The sequence below is a fragment of the Kitasatospora sp. NPDC127116 genome (assembly GCF_042677365.1).
In the GTDB taxonomy this organism is placed as follows: Bacteria; Actinomycetota; Actinomycetes; order Streptomycetales; family Streptomycetaceae; genus Kitasatospora; species Kitasatospora lactacystinica.
On the sequence record NZ_JBHXTL010000171.1, the window covers coordinates 1 to 16,978 of the forward strand.

Consider the following 16,978-nt stretch of genomic DNA (forward strand, 5'->3'; position numbering starts at 1 on the left):
GTTTCCAGCTTATCAGATGTTTTCCGCTCCGTTTCCGGGGCTTCGTTCATCCAACTCGCCGGTGTCTTCCGGGGCTTGACGCCCTGTCCGACGTTCAAAACTCTAGCCGATCCCCGCTCCGAAAAGCGAATCCGGCCGCAATCCGATAAAACGCGCACGCCGAATAAGCACCAGGTCGGGACGCGAAAAGCGAAACGACCGGCACGAACCGGAAGTGGTGTTTCTGGGGATTGGCCGCTCCGGGACCGTCCGCGCCGATGCGTGTCCGGTGCTCCCTGCCGAGCGACTAGGAAACACTACCCCTGTCGGGGGTCGAAGGCAAACCCGTCCCGGAGACGGTGCGGGTGCAGAGCGCCCGCCCGGGCTTCACGTACGCGCCGTTGGGGTGGTCGTTGCCGGTGACCCACTGGCGCGCGGTGGCCTCGTCGCGGCCGCCGTCGCGGTGCCGCCGGAGCAGCCGCTCCTCGCGGACCTCGTCATCCGTGTGCACGTACCAGAGCTCGCGCAGGAGTCGGCGGGCATCGGACCAAGGCGTGTCGCTGGAGGCGAGGTAGTTGCCCTCGGTGATGACGAGCCGGGTGTGCGGGCGGACCACGTGGCGGGCGGCGACCGGTTCGTCCAGGGTGCGGTCGAAGTCCGGGACGTAGATGTCCTGGAACCGGTCGCCGGCGATGCGGCGCAGCAGGGCGAGGTAGCCGTGGGCGTCGAAGGTGACCGGGGCGCCCTTGCGGTGGGTCAGGCCGAGGCGGTCGAGCTGGGCACCGGAGAGGTGGAAGCCGTCGAGCGGGACGTAGGCGGCGGTGCCGGGGCCTTCGGCACGCTCGACCTCGGCGACCAGGTGACGGGCCAGGGTGGACTTGCCGGCGCCGGGCGGGCCGGCAAGTCCCAGGATCGTGCGGGCGTTGCTGCCCGGGCCGCGGAGGAAACCGAGGGCAAGGGCGGTGAGGCGGTCCTCGTTCATGGCCGCACCTTACTGAGCACGCCCGTGTTACTGAGCACGCCCGTGCTGTGGCTCGGCCTCGAACCGGCTCAGCGTTCGGCGAGGGCGGGCAGGTCCAGGGTGAGGGTGCCGGCGTCGGCGTCGAGCAGGGCGGGAACGCCGAGCGGGACGGTGAGGGTGGACGGGCAGTGGCCGAAGCCCAGTTCCCAGAGCACGGGGACGCCGAGGCCGCCGAGCCGGTCGAGCATCACGTCCCGGACCCGTTCCGGCCGTCCGCAGCCCTCCCAGGAGCCGAGGGCGACACCGGCCACGCCGTCGAGGGCACCGGAGCGCAGGAGCTGGGTGAGCAGGCGGTCGAGCTGGTAGGGGTGCTCGTTCACGTCTTCGAGCAGCAGGATGCCTCCCTCGTACGAGGCCCGGGCGGCGGGCGTGCCGCGCTCGGCGGTGAGGACGTGGAGGCAGCCGCCGGCCGTGACGCCGCGGGCCCGGCCGGGGACGAGCGGGGCGGCGGTGGGTGACGTGAGGACGGTGACGGCGGCGGGGTCGAAGAGGGTGCGGCGGAGGTGCTCGGCGGTCGGGCCGTCGGAGCCGTCGGAGACGAAGGACGCCCCGGCGGCCAGCGGTCCGTACAGGGTGGCGAGGCCGAGGCGCTGGGCGAACGCCTCGTGCAGGGAACTGACGTCGCTGAAGCCGATGAAGGGCTTGGGCCTGGCGGCGCGCATCGCGGTCCAGTCGAGCAGGTCGGCCATGCGGTGCACGCCGTACCCGCCGCGGGCGCAGATGACGGCGTCGACGGTGGGGTCGAGCCAGGCGTTCCGGAGGTCGGCGGCGCGGTCCGCGTCGGTGCCGGCCAGGTAGCCGAGGGAGGGGTGGGTGTCGAGGACGTGCGGGGCGACGGTGACGCGCAGCCCCCAGGAGCGGAGGATCGCGCACCCGGCGGTGAGGCGTGCCGCGTCGATCGGGCCGCTGGGCGCGACGACGGCGATGTGGTCGCCGGGGCGCAGGTGCGGCGGGCGGGTCAGCCCCTGGCCGAGTGCGGTCGGGTGCTGGTCCATGGGCCGGGCCACCTTTCGGGCGCGGGAGCGGGGTGCGGGCGGTCGCGCTGTGGCCGCGACCGCCCGGTGACGATATGCCCCGTGTCAACCGGCCGATGTCCGCGGGAGGCGGTCCGCTGTCCGGACGGCTTCGGCGGGCTCCGGCGGGTGAGCGCTCTTCAGATGGCCGCCCCCATCACCTCCCGGACCTCGGCGAGGGTGGCGTCGGCGACGGCGTTGGCCCGCTCGGCGCCGTCGCGCAGGACCTGCCGCAGGTGGCCCCGGTCGGCGGCGAGTTCGGCGCGGCGGGCGCGCATCGGGCGGAGGAACTCGTTGACGGACTCCGTGACGGTGCGCTTGAGCGCGGCGGCGCCGCCGTCGCCGATCTCCTCGGCGACGGCCTCGGGGGCGCGGTCCTGGCAGAGGGCGGCGAGCAGGACGAGGCTGGAGACCTCGGGACGGTTGACCGGGTCGTAGCCGATCCGGCGGTCGGCGTCGGTCCTGGTGCCGCGGATGATCCGGGCGGTCTCGTCCTCGGTGGCGCCGAGGGCGACGGCGTTGCCCCGGCTCTTGCTCATCTTGCCGCCGTCGGTGCCGAGCAGCATCGGGGCGTCGGAGAGCAGGGCCTGCGGCCGGGGGAAGACGGCGCTGCCGTCGGCGTGCGGGTAGCGCTCGTTGAAGCGGCGGGCGACGGTGCGGGCGACTTCGAGGTGGGGCAGCTGGTCCTGGCCGACCGGGACCAGGTCGGCCTTGCAGAAGAGGATGTCGGCCGCCTGGTGGATGGGGTAGGTGAACATCAGCCCGCTGACGGCGGCCTGCCGGGAGTGGGCGATCTCGTCCTTGACGGTGGGGTTGCGTCCCAGTTCGGCGACGCTGACCAGGCTGAGGAAGGGGAGCAGCAGCTGGTTGAGGGCGGGGACGGCGCTGTGCGGGAAGATCGTCGCCCGCTCGGGGTCGAGGCCGGCGGCGAGGTAGTCGAGGACGAGGTTCTCGGTGTGCTCGGCGAGCCGGTCGGCGAGGTCGCGGTCGGTGATGACCTGGTAGTCGGCGACCACGACGAACATCTCGACTCCCTGGTCCTGGAGCCGGACCCGGTTGCGCAGGGTGCCGAAGTAGTGGCCGAGGTGGAGCGGTCCGGTGGGCCGGTCCCCGGTGAGGACGCGGTGGGCGGTCGGATCGTCGACCGGAGCGGACGGAACGGACGTGTCGGCGACGGCGGTGGTCGCGGAGGCTGTGCTCGCGGAGGCTGTCGCGGAAGCGGTGGTCGCAGTGGTGGTCACGGCGGCGGTGGTCAAGGTCTCTCTCCTCGGTGCGGCGGCGGTGGCGGCCGTCCGGGGCGAGGGACCCGTCCTGCGGGGAAACGCAGCAGGGCCGTCCATCCCGGACGGCCCTGGTCAGGCGAGTGTGGTGGCCGTCCTAGGACGGCCACCAGCACAGGCCCACGAAGCGCTTCATGCAGCCCACAGTAACGGCGTCAGTCCTCCACGACCAGTGCCGGGGTGTCCTTGTGCAGCGTCTCGCCGCGGAAGAACTCCGGCCGGATGAAGCCGTACCAGGTCATCAGCGCGGCGCCGAGCAGCAGGATGCCGACGCCGATCACGAAGACCGAGCCGATGCCGAAGACCGAACCGCTGCCGTAGTCGGGGTCCCAGGCGTCGGTGAGGGTCTGGAGGAAGACCGCGGTGAGCAGCACGCCGCCGAGGAGCGGGGCGGCGCCCTTGAGCAGCAGGTCGCGGACGCCGCCGCGCAGCGAGCGGCGGAAGTACCAGACGCACGCGAAGGCGGTCAGCGCGTAGTAGAAGCAGATCATCAGGCCGAGCGCCAGGATGGTGTCCTGGACGACGTTCTCGCTGATCAGGCTCATGCCGACGTAGAAGACCGCGGTGGCGATGCCCGCCGCGACGGTGGCGTAGCCGGGGGTGCGGAAGCGCGGGTGGACGGCGCCGAAGCGCGGCGGCACGGCGCGGTAGGCGCTCATCGCGAGCAGGGTGCGGGCCACCGGGATGAAGGTGGTCTGCAGGCTGGCGGCGGCGCTGGCGACGACGGCCAGGAAGAGCAGGATGCTCCACGGCGAGCCGAGCACCGGACGGGCCAGTGCGGCGAAGACGTTGTCGGCGGTGGCCGGGTTGCCGAGGCCGTTGCCGGTGCTGCCGACGCCCGCGAACATCTGGGAGGCGATCGCGACCAGCAGGTACGAGCCGACCAGGGTGACCATCGAGATCATCGCGGCGCGGCCGGGGGTCTTGGCGCTGCCCTGGGTCTCCTCGTTCATGGTCAGGCAGGTGTCCCAGCCCCAGTACATGAAGATCGACAGCGACAGTCCGGCGGTGAACGCGCTGAACGAGCTGACCTGGAGCGGGTTGAGCCAGGAGAAGGAGAAGCCGATCGAGTCGGGCAGGTCACCGGAGGCGGCCTTGCCGATGGCGATGGCGGAGAAGAGCAGCAGCACGGCCAGTTGGAGGCCGACCAGGCTGTACTGGAACCACTTGGTGGCGGTCATCCCCCGGTAGCTCATCGCGGTGGCGCCGGCGATCAGCAGGACCACGGTGAGCAGGTGGACGGCCTTGTTCTGGTCGAGTTCGGTGACCCAGCCGCTGCCGGTCATCTCCCCGAGCATCAGGTACAGGAAGTCGGTCGCGACCCCGGCCAGGTTGGAGAGCACGATGATGGTCGCCACCGTCAGCCCCCAGCCGGCCATCCAGCCGACCCGGGGGCCGAAGGCCCGGACGCCCCAGGTGAAGGACGTGCCGCAGTCCGGGAAGTCCTTGTTCAGCTCCTTGTACGCGAACGCGACGAGCAGCATCGGCAGGAAGCCCGCCAGGAACACCGCGGGCATCTGGACGCCGACCGCGGTGACGGTCGGTCCGAGTGTCGCTGTCAGGCAGTAGACCGGGGCGACCGTCGAGACGCCCAGCACCACACTGCTCAGCAGGCCGACGGAACCGCCCCGTAGACCCTTGTCCCCCGCTCCCCCAGCGGTCCCCTGACTGCCGGGGACTCCACCACTGATGCCACTGACCGGGGCACCCTGCGGAGCGCCGGGCGCCATTGCCCGGCCGCTGCTCGTGTGCTCTGAGAGCTGCTGATCAAACACCAGCGCACCCTAGAGGCGAGCATGGAAGGTTGAGTAGACCAACCCTTGGTGATCTAAACCACTTACTTCGATTCGTTCGCCTGAAGGCCGTTGGGGTTGCTGTATTTACGGCTTGTTCACCCATGTACCTTTGTTTCAAAGGAGTTGGGCCAAGAAATTTTCTCCCTTTTGCCAAGGTTCGGCATAGTTTGCCCCTCCGGCGCGGACGGTCCGCGACCCCGCCCCCCTCCCATCGGATAGGTTTGCCTAACCTAAATTCGATCGTGAAAGGAGCGTCGCGTGCCCCCCACCTCCGACGACCTGGCCCTCGCCCCCCGCACCGCGACCCGCCGCAGGTTCCTCACCGCCGGGATCGCCGGAGGTGCCGTGCTCGGCCTCGGCGGACTGCTCACCGCCTGCGGCAGCTCGGGCGGCGCGGGTGGATCGGGCGGCAGCGGCGGTTCGGCCCCGACCGGCGGCGGCTCCTCCCCGAACCAGAAGTCGGTCAAGCAGGGCGGCGACGACTACGCGGCCGTGATCGAGAAGATGAAGGGCTTCGGCACCGACGCCGCCCCCGGCGTCTACCCGCGCACCCTCCGGCACGCGATGGGCGAGACCGTCATCCCGGCCAGGCCCACCCGGGTCGTGGTGCTCGACACCGGCGAGCTCGACAACGTCGTCGCCCTCGGCATCCAGCCGGTCGGCGTCGTGCACACCGACGGCTCCAAGTCCCTGCCGTCCTACCTCAAGGACAAGGCCGGCAGCCCCGCCGCCGTCGGCACCATCAACAGCCTCAACCTGGAGGCCATCGCCGCGCTCAAGCCGGACCTGATCCTCGGCAGCCAGCTGCGGGCCCAGGACCAGTACGCCCAGCTGTCCAAGATCGCGCCGACCGTCTTCTCGCTGCGCCCCGGCTACCCCTGGAAGCAGAACTTCCTGCTCAACGCGAGTGCGTTCGGCCTGGAGGCCGAGGCCAAGGCGCAGCTCGACGCGTACCAGGCGGCGGCCGCGGCGATCGGCGCGAAGCTCGGCGACAAGCGGCCCACCATCACTCCGCTGCGCTTCATGCCGGGCCGGACCCGGCTCTACGCCGAGCTCTCCTTCATCGGCACCATCCTCACCGACGTGCCGCTGCCGCAGCCCAGGATCGAGCAGGTCCAGGAGCTCGCGGTGGAGGTCAGCCCGGAGCAGATCGACAAGGCCGACGCCGACTGGATCTTCTACGGCGTGTACGGAAGCCCCAGCTCGACCAACCAGGACGCGGTGCTGGGCGGCGCGCTCTGGAAGACGCTCGGCGCGGTCAAGTCCGGTCAGGCCCGGCCGGTTTCGGACGAGACCTGGTTCCTCGGGCTCGGCGTCATGGCGGCGAACGCGGTGCTCGCCGACCTCAAGGGCTTTGTCGCGCCCGCTGGTTGATCTCCCGGTCGGTCCTTGACCGGCCCGAGGACCGGTCGCTCGCCGGTCGCTCGGCCGACCCCTGACCGGTCGCTCGGCCGGTCCCGCCCGGCGGGGCGGGACCGGGGCCCGCGGGCGGAGCACGGCGCCGTTCCGGTCGTGCGGCAACGGTGTTCGCCCTGCGCCGTCTTGGGCGATCCCGGGGTGATCCCACGACGATCCCGCGGTGGTATCGCGGTGGTATCGCGCACACCGTCGGGTTCGACGCTTGGAGCTGATCGCGTGGTGCGGGAGGATCGTCGGGACCGTTCCCCGAAGGGCCCGCAGATGACTTCGCTCCACCCCGCCGCAACCGACCCGTCCCTGCCCGGCCCGCCCGGGGACAGCGCCGGATCCTCGCCCCCACCCGCTGTGCCGGGCCCGCCCGCCGCGGCCGTCCCGATGTGCTCGATCGCGACCGTCGTCGAGCCCGGTGCGACCGCGCCCGGCTTCCCGGAGGGAGGGGCGCGCCGGACCGGCCCGACACGCCTCGACTCGGTGCCGCAGCCGCGCAGCCGGTACGACGCGGAAGCCCCGACCGTCCCGCCGGCGGACGCGAGCCGTCGACTGGTCGCGGAGGTACCGGCCCCGCCCGGCGTGGACGCGGAGACCGAGGACGGTCCGGCCGCTCCCGGCGCATCGGCCGAGCGTGCCGCCGCGGCGCCCGACGCCCTCCACGGGCAGGACGGAGCCGAGGCCGGGTTCGTCCGGTTCGGGTCCGCCGCCGCACCCTCGGAGGCCGGCCCGTCCGTGCCGACGCAGCGCACGGTGCGCGAAGAGCCGCGGATCCTGGGATCCCGGCGGCCGTCGCCCTCACGGCGACTGCGCCGGATGCACCCGCAGGCCGCCCAGAGCGGGCAGGGGGCGACCGCACGGGAGACGGCCGCGTCCGGCCCGACCGGAACGGGCCTGCCGGGTGCCACCGGCCGGGCCGACGAACGGGCCGGCGAACGGGGCGAACGGGCCGGCGCGACGGGAGCGGCGGCGCAGGGACCGTCGTTCGGAACCGGAGCTTCCCGAACCGGAGCTCCCCGAATCGGAGCTCCCCGAGCCGGGGCCCTCGATGCCGGCTCCGGAACCGGCATCGCCATCGGGAGCTCTGCCGGGACCGACCCCGCCGCCGTCGACCGCTCTGCCGTCGACGGCACCGCCGGGGCCTCCGCCGGGGCCTCGTGGGCCGAACCGCCGCTCGGCATCCTGATCGGCGCCGGCCCGGGACCGACCGAGGCCCTCGGTCGGCCGGAGGAACGGGCACCGGTACGGGTGGCGGCCCGGCCGATCCGGGTCGGCCGCGGCACCTGCCTGGTGGTCCTGCCCTCCTGGCGGCCCGCCATCGCCGTCTCGGTGCCGACCGAGCAGCTGCTGTCCGCGACCGGGCTCGCGGCCGACCGGCTGGTCGGCGCCCCGCTGACGGTGCTGATGAACCCCGCCGCGCTGCACGACCGGGAGCTGGAACTGCACGGCTGGGAGCCCGGTCCGGCCGCGCGGACCCGGCGCGGCGGGCGCGGGTAGCCGCTCCACCGGGCGCCGTTCGGTGCCGGGCCGCGCGGGCCCGACAGGCCGGGTGGGCGTCGGGCCGCGCGGGTCCAGCGGACCCAGCGGGCCCAGCGGCGCTAGCGGGCCCGACGGGTGACCGGGCCGTTCGGGACGTATCCGAGGTCGACCGGCACCGGCGGTCGACCGTCCACGGCCCAGCCCGCGCGGACCGTGTCCAGCAGTTCCGGCAGCGCGGGCGGCCAGAGCGCGTCGGCGTTCTCGTCGGCGAGGTCGGCCGGGGTCCACCAGCGCCAGTCCAGGATCCGGTCGACCGCGTGCACCGCGCTGACGTCGCCGACCGGGCCGCGGTGCGGCCCTGTGGCGAGGTAGATGTGCTCGTGCTGGCGGACCGGGGTGCCGTGCCAGGTGAAGTCGTGCTCCCAGGTGCAGAGCAGCGGGCCGGGTTCGAGGTCGCTCCAGCCCGTCTCCTCCCACAGCTCGCGCCGGGCCCCGTCCCACGGGGTCTCGCCCGGCTCCAGTCCGCCGCCCGGCATGGTCCAGTGCACGCCGACCTCGTCGTTGTCCGAACGGAGCAGGAAGACCGAGCCGTTCTCGTCCAGGACCACCGTGCGGGCGGCCTGCCTCGGCCTGCGCTTGCGGGAGCTCAGCAGATTTCGCATCGGGTCACTCTCGCAGCGGCCGACCGGGGCGTCGAGCGGATTCGGCACTCCGGTCGGGTGCTCGGGTCGACCGGTCCGTCGTGGCGGGCCCGGGATCAGCCCGCCGACCGTACTCTGACGGCCATGCCCGTACCCGCGATCATCTTCCCCGCCGATCCGCTCAACCCGCGCCGGCCCGACCCGCACTTCGCCTGGGAGGCCAGGATGCTGCGGGAGTTGGGCGGCGAGCACCATCTGGTCGACCACGACGGGCTGCTCGCCGGGCGGGCCGAGGAGGCCGTCCGACGGGTACCGGCGGACAGCGGGCCGCTCTGGTACCGGGGTTGGATGCTGCCCACCGCCCGGTACGCCGACTTCGCCGCCGCGCTCACCGCCCGCGGCGGCGCCCTGCTGACCAGCCCGCCCGGGTACGCGGCGGCCCACGAACTGCCCGGCTGGTACGACGTGTTCGAGGGTGCGACGCCGGCCAGTGCGTGGATCCCGTCGGAGGGGCCGGTGGCGCCCGGGCCCGAGGAACTGGCGGAGGCCGCGGCCCGGCTCGGCGGGCACGGGCCGGCGATCGTCAAGGACTACGTGAAGTCGCGCAAGCACGAGTGGCACGAGGCCTGCTACGTGCCCGAGCTGGCCGACCTGGCTGCCGTCGGACGGGTGGTGGAACGGTTCGTCGAGTTGCAGGGCGAGTTCCTGGCGGGCGGCGTGGTGCTGCGGCGGTACGAGGAGTTCGAGGGCGCGGGCGTCCCGGCGGGGCCGGCCGGCGCCGACGGCGCGGCCGACGCGAGCGGGGTGTCCGACGTGAGCGGGGTGCCCGGTGCCGCCGGTGCGGCCGGCCCGGAGCACGCCGACGGCGACGCGCCGGGCAGCGGCGGACGGCCCGTGGAGGCCCGGGTGTGGTGGCTGGACGGCCGGCCCGTCCTGGTCGGGCCGCACCCGGACGCCCCGCGCCGGACCGTCGAACCCGACCTCACCGATGTCCCGGCGCTGGTCCGCAGGCTCGGCTGCCGCTTCGTCACCACCGACCTCGCCAGCCGGGCGGACGGCTCCGGCTGGCGGGTGGTCGAGGTCGGCGACGGGCAGGTGAGCGACCTGCCGCGCGGGATCGACGCCTCGGGACTGCTGGCCTCGCTGATCGCCGCCTGACGGTTCGTGCGTGAAGGACCGCCGGGCGGGGCGTGGCGGTTCGAGGTCGCAGAGGTTCGGGATCGCAGAGGTTCGGGATCGCGCCCGGGCCGGGGGCCGGCTTGACGCCGCCCCCGGCCCGGGTGCGGGGCGGCCTATCCGGCGGCCACGGCCTCGGCCGCCGGGTGGCCGTCGGCGATGAACGCCTGCCAGAGCCGGCTGTAGGTGCCGCCCAGGGCGAGCAGTTCGGCGTGAGTGCCGTCCTCGACCACCCGGCCGTGGTCCAGCACGACCACCCGGTCGGCACGCTCGGCGGTGGTCAGGCGGTGGGCGATGACCAGGGTGGTCCGTCCGCCGCTGAGCCGGTCCGCGGCCCGGTTGACCGCGGCCTCGGTGGCCAGGTCGAGCGCCGCGGTGGCCTCGTCGAGCAGCAGGATGTCCGGGTCGACCAGCTCCGCCCGGGCCAGCGCGATCAGCTGGCGCTGACCCGCCGAGAGGTTTCGCCCGCGGCCGGCCACCTCGTGGTCGTAGCCGCCCGAGAGCCGGACGATCATGTCGTGCGCGCCGACCGCCCGGGCCGCCGCCTCCACCTCGGCCGCCGAGGCGCCCGGCCGGCCGTAGGCGATGGCCTCGCGGACCGTGCCCGCGAACAGGTACGCCTCCTGCGGCACCACACCCAGGCGGTGGCGGTACTGCGCCAGGTCGTAGCGGGTGAGGTCGACCCCGTCCACCCGGACGGTGCCCTCCGTCGCGTCGTAGAACCGGGCGACCAGCTTCACCAGCGTCGACTTTCCGGCGCCGGTCTCGCCGACCAGCGCCACCGTCTGCCCGGCCGGGATGTGCAGGTCCACGCCGCTCAGCACGGTCGGGGCGCCGTCCGCACCGCCGTTGTAGGCGAAGCCGACGCCCTCGAAGGAGATCTCGCCGCGCAGGCCCTTGACCACCGGGACCGGGTCGGCCGCCTCGGCCGTGGTGGTCGGGGTGCGCAGCAGCTCGCGGATGCGGCCGAGGCCCACCGAGGCCTGCTGGTACCCGTCGAACACCTGGGACAGCTGGTTGACCGGCGCGAAGAACAGGTCGATGTAGAGCAGGTAGGCGACCAGCGCGCCGACCGTCAGCGTCCCGGCGTCGACCCGGGCCGCGCCGACGATCAGCACCAGCGCGGCGGCCACGCTGGAGAGGAACTGGACGAACGGGAAGTACAGCGAGATGTAGAGCTGGGCCCTGACCCGGGCCTCGCGGTAGGCGATGCCCCGGGCCACGAAGCGGTCGGTGTTGGTGTCCAGGCGGCGGAACGCCTGGACGATCCGCATGCCGGCCACGTTCTCCTGGAGGTCGGCGTTGACGGTGCCGATCAGGTCGCGGGAGCGCTCGTACTGGTCCTTGGACTTCTTGCGGAACACCAGGGTGGCGATCACCAGCAGCGGCAGGACGGCGAAGACCACCAGGGCCAGGCCGGCGTCGATGATCAGCAGGGCGGCGAAGATCCCGGCGAAGGTCAGCAGGCTGACCACCGCGGTGACCATGCCGGTCTGGAGGAAGGAGGTCAGCGAGTCCAGGTCGGTGGTCATCCGGGTCATGATCCGGCCGGTCAGCTCGCGCTCGTAGTAGTCCAGGCCGAGCCGGTTGAGGTGGGCGAAGATCTTGAGCCGGAGCGTGTAGAGGACGCGCTCGCCGGTACGGCCACTGACCCGGTTCTCCGCGCCCTGCACCACCCAGTCCAGCAGCACCACGACGAGTGCGGTGAGCGAGGCGACCGCGACGCCGGACATCAGGCCCTTGCGGACACCGTCGTCGATGCCGTGCCGGATCAGCACCGGCAGCACCAGTCCGGCCGCCGCGTCCAGGGCGACCAGCAGGAGGGCGATGAGCAGCGGGGTGCGGAAGGAGCGCAGCAGGCGGCGCAGGGTGAAGTCGGGGTCGCCGGCCTCGGCCTCGGCGCGGGGGACGTCCGGGGTGTCGGAGGCCGGCGGCAGGGCCGCGACCCGGTCCAGCAGGTCGGGGTCGGCGGTGCGGGCGGCCTTGGCCAGGGCGGGGGTGGGGAGGACGGGGGTCGTCCGGGTTCCGGGGGTTCCCGCGGTGTCGTCGGTTCCGGAAGTGGCCCGGGTGCCGTCGGTGCCGTCGGTTCCGTCAGTTCCGTCAGTTCCGGCGGTGCCGGGAGCGCCGTCGGTGGGAGTGCCGTCGACGGCCGGCTGCCCGGTTGCCCGCCCGGGCTTCGCCGGGGACGCCGCCGGGGACGCCGGTTCATCGGATGCCGGTTCGGGGGTGGAGTGCCGGTCGGCGGAGCCGGCCTCGGGGTCGGTGATCAGGGCCCGGTACTGGGGACATCGGGCTTCGAGTTCCTCGTGGGTTCCGAGGTCCAGCAGCCGGCCGCGCTCCAGGACGGCGATCCGGTCGGCGAGTTGGAGGGTCGAACGGCGGTGGGCGATCAGCAGCGTGGTGCGGCCGGTCATCACCGAGCGCAGCGCGTCGTGGATCTCCGCCTCGATCTGCGGGTCCACCGCCGAGGTGGCGTCGTCCAGCAGCAGGATCCGGGGGTCGGTGAGGATCGCCCGGGCCAGTGCGATGCGCTGGCGCTGGCCGCCGGAGAGGGTCAGGCCCTGCTCGCCGACCTTGGTGTCGTAGCCGTCCGGCAGCGCGCGGACGAACTCGTCGGCCTGGGCGGCGCGGGCTGCGGCGACCACCTGTTCGTCCGTCGCGTCCGGACGGCCGTAGGAGATGTTGGTGCGGACCGACTCGGAGAAGAGGAAGCTCTCCTCGGGGACGATGCCGACCGTCGCGCGGACCGAGTCCAGCGTGAGGTCGCGCAGGTCGTGGCCGTACAGGCGGACGGTGCCGGAGGCGGGGTCGTAGAAGCGGGGCACCAGCTGGGCCACCGTCGACTTGCCGGAGCCGGAGGCGCCGACCAGGGCGAGGGTCTCGCCGGGGGCCAGCTTCAGGCTGAGGCCGTGCAGGACGGGGGCGGGGTGCTCGGGGTCGTAGCGGAACTCGACCCGGTCGAATTCCAGGGCGACGTCGGGGGTCCGCGGGCCTACGGGGGCGGCAGCGAGGGCGTCGGCGGCAGCGTCGGCGTGGGCGTTGGCGGGGGTGCCGATCGCCGAGGCGCCGGCCGGGGGGCCACCGTGCGCGAGGTCCAGGGTGCGGGCGTCCGGTCGCTCCTGGACCAGCGGGCGCTCGTCGATCAGCTGCAGGACCCGCTCGACGCCGGCCCGGGCCTGCTGGCCGACGGTGATGACCATGGTCATCATCCGGACCGGGCCGGTCATCTGGGCGACGTAGGTGGAGAAGGCGACGAAGGTCCCCAGCGTGACCCGGCCGTCGACGGCCAGCCAGCCGCCGAAGGCGAGGACGCCGACTTGGGCGAGCGCCGGGATCGCCTGCATCGCCGGGTTGTACCGGGCGTTCAGCCGGATCGACCGGAGCCGGGCCGCGAAGAGGTTGTGGGAGGCCGCCTCCAGCTTGTCGAGCTCCTGCGCCTCCTGTCCGAAGCCCTTGACCACGCGGACGCCGCCGATCGCGCCGTCCACCACGCCCGCGACGGCGGCCGCCTCCTGCTGGGCGGCCCAGGTGGCGGGGAAGAGGCGCTTGCGGCCGAGCACCGAGACCCACCACAGCGCGGGGGCCATGACCAGGGCGACCAGGGTGAGCGGCGGGGACAGCCAGACCATCACGGCCAGCGACATGACGAACATCAGCAGGTAGCCGGTCATCATCGGCAGCATCGAGAGCAGGCCGTTGACCAGCTGGAGGTCGGAGGTCGCCCGCCCGATCACCTGACCGGTGTCCAGCCGGTCCTGGCGGTGGCCGTCGAGCCGGCCGAGCGAGCGGAACAGGTCGCTGCGCATGTCGTGCTGGACGTCGACCGCGAGCTGGCCGCCGTAGTAGCGGCGGACCTGGGTGCAGCCGAAGACCACGAGGGCGGCGAGCAGCAGCACCACCGCCCAGGGGGCCAGCGAACGGATGTGGGCGATGATGACGTCGTCGATGATCAGCTTGGTGACCAGCGGCACCAGCGCGGTGACGGCCATGCCGAGGAGCGAGGCGCCGAACGCGAGCAGCAGGCTGCGCCGGGACCGCCAGCTGTAGCCGACCAGACGGCGCAGCCAGCCGGCCGCCTCGGCGCCTTGGGCGGCCTCCGCGGCCGGACCGGTGTTCCCGACGGCGGTCTGCGGGCTGTCGGCGGGAGCCTCCGGGGTCGGGCCGGGGGCCGGAGGGCCGCTCGGGGATTGCTCCACCGTGGATCCGTGAGTCTCAGGCATATTTAGGGATGCTAACCATTTCGTCGGGTGGCCGCCATGGCGTTTCCGAGCCGGAGGGGTTCGGGGCCGACCAGGGGAAGCCCCGATCATCCGGCCCGGCGGACTGGCCAACAGCCGACGGCCTGCGGTGATTCCCGGGCGGACACTCGAACGGCCCACTCCCCCGGCCGTCTCCAGGATCGCCGACGACCCCTCGCGCGCCCAGCGGCCGGGGACGGGTCGGGCGTCACCCTTTGGGACCAGGCCTCCGGACGGACTGCCGCCGAGCGCCTCAAACGCCCGCGGACGCCGAACCGTCGGCGGGGACGCCCGCGGACGCCGAACCGTCGGCGGGGACGCCCGCGGATGCCGAACCGTCGGCGGGGACGCCTGCCGATTCCGCGGCCGCCGCGAACGCGCCGTGGGCGAGGGCGTGGAGCAGGGCGGCCATGCCGTCGCGCTGGAGGGCGACGCGCTCGCCGTGGTCGGGGTTCGGGCCGAGGCTGTGCGGGGTCGAGTTGATCAGGCCGAAGACGGCGTGCACGGCGGCCCGCGCCACCGGCTCGGCGGCGGGGCCGGCCAGCGGCGGGTAGGCCTGCCGGACCACGTCCACCCACAGCTCGACGTAGCCGCGCTGGAGCCGGCGGACGGTGCGCCGGTCCTCCTCCTTGAGGTTCAGCAGTTCCCGGTCGTGCAGGGTGATCAGGTCCCGGTCGCCCAGGGCGAAGTCGACGTGGCCGCTGATCAGCGCGTCCAGCGCGGCGGCCGGGCCTTCGCCGCCACCGGCCCGGCGGCGCCCCTCGTCCAGCAGGCGCTCGCTGATGCCGATCAGCAGGTCCGCGAGCATCGCGTCCTTGCCGGCGAAGTGGCGGTAGAGCCCGGGGCCGCTGATCCCGACCGCCTTGCCGATCTCGTCCACCCCCACGCCGAGGAAGCCCCGGGCCGCGAACAGCCTCGCGGCCTCCCGGCGGATCTGGTCGCGGCGGGGGAGCGCGGAGGCGGCGGGGACGTTCGGCATGCCGTCCATCGTAGACAGTCGGGTTATCGGCCGTTAACCTGGGCGCGTAAGTTAACGTTAATTAACGTGGCGATCACGGGCGGACGCACCCGGCTGCCCACCTGGTGCCGAGGGCAAGGGAGCTCTTGGGAATGGTCATCTCAACCGCCGGAACATCCACCGGCTTCCGACTCGGCGCAGCGGCCGGCACTGCCGCGCCCGGCGCCGCACCGTCCGCGGCCGCCGCACCGGCGCCCCGGCTCGGCAGCTCCGTCGACCCGGGCTCCGAGGCCTACCGCGCGAACACCGAAGCGCACCGGGCCCTGGTCGACGAGCTGCGCGCGAAGCTCGACGCGGCCGCCCTGGGCGGCGGTGCCAAGGCCCGCGCCCGGCACACCTCCCGCGGAAAGCTGCTGCCCCGCGACCGGGTGGACACCCTGCTCGATCCGGCCTCCCCCTTCCTGGAGCTGGCCCCGCTGGCCGCCGACGGGATGTACGACGGCGCGGCGCCCGCGGCCGGGGTGATCGCCGGAATCGGCCGGGTCGCCGGTCGCGAGGTGGTGGTGGTCGCCAACGACGCCACCGTCAAGGGCGGCACCTACTACCCGATGACGGTGAAGAAGCACCTGCGCGCCCAGGAGGTCGCGCTGGAGAACCGGCTGCCCTGCGTCTACCTGGTGGACTCCGGCGGCGCCTTCCTCCCGATGCAGGACGAGGTCTTCCCGGACCGGGACCACTTCGGCCGGATCTTCTACAACCAGGCCAGGCTCTCCGCCGCGGGCATCCCGCAGATCGCCGCGGTGCTCGGCTCGTGCACGGCCGGTGGCGCGTACGTCCCGGCGATGAGCGACCAGGCCGTGATCGTCCGCAACCAGGGCACGATCTTCCTGGGCGGCCCGCCGCTGGTGAAGGCCGCCACCGGTGAGGTGGTCACCGCCGAGGAGCTGGGCGGCGGCGAGCTGCACTCCCGCACCTCCGGCGTGACGGACCACCTGGCCGAGGACGACGCCCACGCCCTCTCCATCGTCCGCACCATCGTCGCCGGGCTCGGCCCGCGCGAGGCCAGGCCGTGGCCGCTCACCCCGGTCGAGCCGCCGGCCGTCGACCCGGCGGGCCTGTACGGCGCCGTGCCGGTCGACCCGCGCACGCCCTACGACGTGCGCGAGGTGATCGCCCGCCTGGTGGACGGCAGCCGGTTCGCCGAGTTCAAGGCGGAGTATGGCGCCACCCTGGTCACCGGCTTCGCCCGGATCCACGGCCACCCGGTCGGCATCGTCGCCAACAACGGCGTGCTGTTCTCCGAGTCGGCCGTCAAGGGCGCCCACTTCATCGAGTTGTGCGACCAGCGCGGCATCCCCCTCCTCTTCCTCCAGAACATCACCGGGTTCATGGTCGGCCGGCAGTACGAGGCGGGCGGCATCGCCAAGCACGGCGCCAAGATGGTCAACGCCGTCGCCTGCACCCGCGTCCCGAAGCTGACCGTGGTGGTCGGCGGCTCGTACGGGGCCGGCAACTACTCGATGTGCGGCCGGGCCTACTCACCTCGCTTCCTGTGGATGTGGCCGGGCGCCAAGATCTCCGTGATGGGCGGCGAACAGGCGGCCTCCGTCCTCGCCACCGTCCGCCGCGACCAGCTGGAGGCGCACGGCGAGCAGTGGCCGGCCGAGGCGGAGGAGGAGTTCAAGCGCCCCGTCCGCGAGCAGTACGAGCGCCAGGGCAACGCCTACTACGCCACCGCCCGGCTCTGGGACGACGGTGTGATCGACCCGATGGACACCCGCACCGTCGTCGGTCTCGCGCTCACCGCCTGCGCCAACGCCCCGCTGGCACCGCCCGCTCCGTACGGCGTCTTCCGCATGTGATCCCGCCCCGTGTCACCCCTGCGTCCGTGACCCCTCCCTTCCGGGTGTGACTCCCCGCGGCGGCGGCCCCCCCCGGCCCGCCCCCCCCCCCCCCCCCCCCCCCCCCCAACGAACGCGCCCCCCCCCCC

11 protein-coding genes are annotated in these 16,978 nt (G+C 73.5%); 4 read left to right on the plus strand and 7 right to left on the minus strand.

Going from position 1 to position 16,978, the window contains the following annotated elements; genetic code table 11:
- Positions 1-286 precede the first annotated feature (286 nt).
- The 4 genes from ACFVHV_RS39335 to ACFVHV_RS39350 all read right to left on the minus strand — a co-directional run bounded on the left by ACFVHV_RS39335 (position 287) and on the right by ACFVHV_RS39350 (position 5,023).
- Entirely contained in the window at positions 287-961 is a 675-nt protein-coding gene (locus ACFVHV_RS39335; RefSeq protein WP_380358076.1) for a nucleoside/nucleotide kinase family protein, read from the minus strand.
- A 68-nt stretch (positions 962-1,029) separates the two neighbouring features.
- Positions 1,030-1,995: an LD-carboxypeptidase gene (locus ACFVHV_RS39340; RefSeq protein ID WP_380358079.1), complete on the minus strand. Its 966-nt coding sequence runs from the start codon at positions 1,993-1,995 to the stop codon at positions 1,030-1,032.
- Between the two features lie 158 nt (positions 1,996-2,153).
- Positions 2,154-3,269, minus strand: coding sequence for a tryptophan--tRNA ligase (gene trpS / locus ACFVHV_RS39345; RefSeq protein ID WP_380358082.1), 1,116 nt, complete (start codon positions 3,267-3,269; stop codon positions 2,154-2,156).
- A gap of 179 nt (positions 3,270-3,448) precedes the next feature.
- Positions 3,449-5,023 carry an APC family permease gene (locus ACFVHV_RS39350; RefSeq protein WP_359909001.1) on the minus strand — a complete coding sequence of 525 codons (1,575 nt, stop codon included), beginning with the start codon at positions 5,021-5,023 and terminating at the stop codon, positions 3,449-3,451.
- Between the two features lie 324 nt (positions 5,024-5,347).
- Between ACFVHV_RS39350 and ACFVHV_RS39355 the strand changes: the two genes are divergently transcribed.
- Together ACFVHV_RS39355 and ACFVHV_RS39360 are read left to right on the plus strand one after the other, a co-directional pair.
- Positions 5,348-6,463 carry an ABC transporter substrate-binding protein gene (locus tag ACFVHV_RS39355; protein WP_380358084.1) on the plus strand — a complete coding sequence of 372 codons (1,116 nt, stop codon included), beginning with the start codon at positions 5,348-5,350 and terminating at the stop codon, positions 6,461-6,463.
- A gap of 306 nt (positions 6,464-6,769) precedes the next feature.
- Positions 6,770-7,993 carry a hypothetical protein gene (locus ACFVHV_RS39360; protein WP_380358086.1) on the plus strand — a complete coding sequence of 408 codons (1,224 nt, stop codon included), beginning with the start codon at positions 6,770-6,772 and terminating at the stop codon, positions 7,991-7,993.
- Positions 7,994-8,094: 101 nt separating this feature from the next.
- Here ACFVHV_RS39360 and ACFVHV_RS39365 read toward each other — a convergent pair whose 3' ends face one another.
- The gene (locus ACFVHV_RS39365; protein ID WP_380358089.1) at positions 8,095-8,637 is read right to left on the minus strand and encodes an NUDIX hydrolase; all 543 of its coding nucleotides are present in this window, start codon (positions 8,635-8,637) and stop codon (positions 8,095-8,097) included.
- 123 nt (positions 8,638-8,760) lie between these two features.
- On the opposite strand from ACFVHV_RS39365, the gene ACFVHV_RS39370 reads away from it, so the two are divergent.
- Entirely contained in the window at positions 8,761-9,774 is a 1,014-nt protein-coding gene (locus ACFVHV_RS39370; protein WP_380358091.1) for an ATP-grasp domain-containing protein, read from the plus strand.
- Between the two features lie 134 nt (positions 9,775-9,908).
- Here ACFVHV_RS39370 and ACFVHV_RS39375 read toward each other — a convergent pair whose 3' ends face one another.
- Positions 9,909-14,012 carry an ABC transporter transmembrane domain-containing protein gene (locus ACFVHV_RS39375; protein WP_380358093.1) on the minus strand — a complete coding sequence of 1,368 codons (4,104 nt, stop codon included), beginning with the start codon at positions 14,010-14,012 and terminating at the stop codon, positions 9,909-9,911.
- Positions 14,013-14,283: 271 nt separating this feature from the next.
- The gene (locus ACFVHV_RS39380) at positions 14,284-15,009 is read right to left on the minus strand and encodes a TetR/AcrR family transcriptional regulator (RefSeq protein ID WP_359908958.1); all 726 of its coding nucleotides are present in this window, start codon (positions 15,007-15,009) and stop codon (positions 14,284-14,286) included.
- Positions 15,010-15,140: 131 nt separating this feature from the next.
- Here ACFVHV_RS39380 and ACFVHV_RS39385 point away from each other — a divergent pair, with 131 nt between their 5' ends.
- On the plus strand, positions 15,141-16,850 hold the full coding sequence (locus tag ACFVHV_RS39385) for a carboxyl transferase domain-containing protein (RefSeq protein WP_359908961.1): 1,710 nt from the start codon (positions 15,141-15,143) through the stop codon (positions 16,848-16,850).
- The last annotated feature ends 128 nt before the right edge of the window (positions 16,851-16,978 follow it).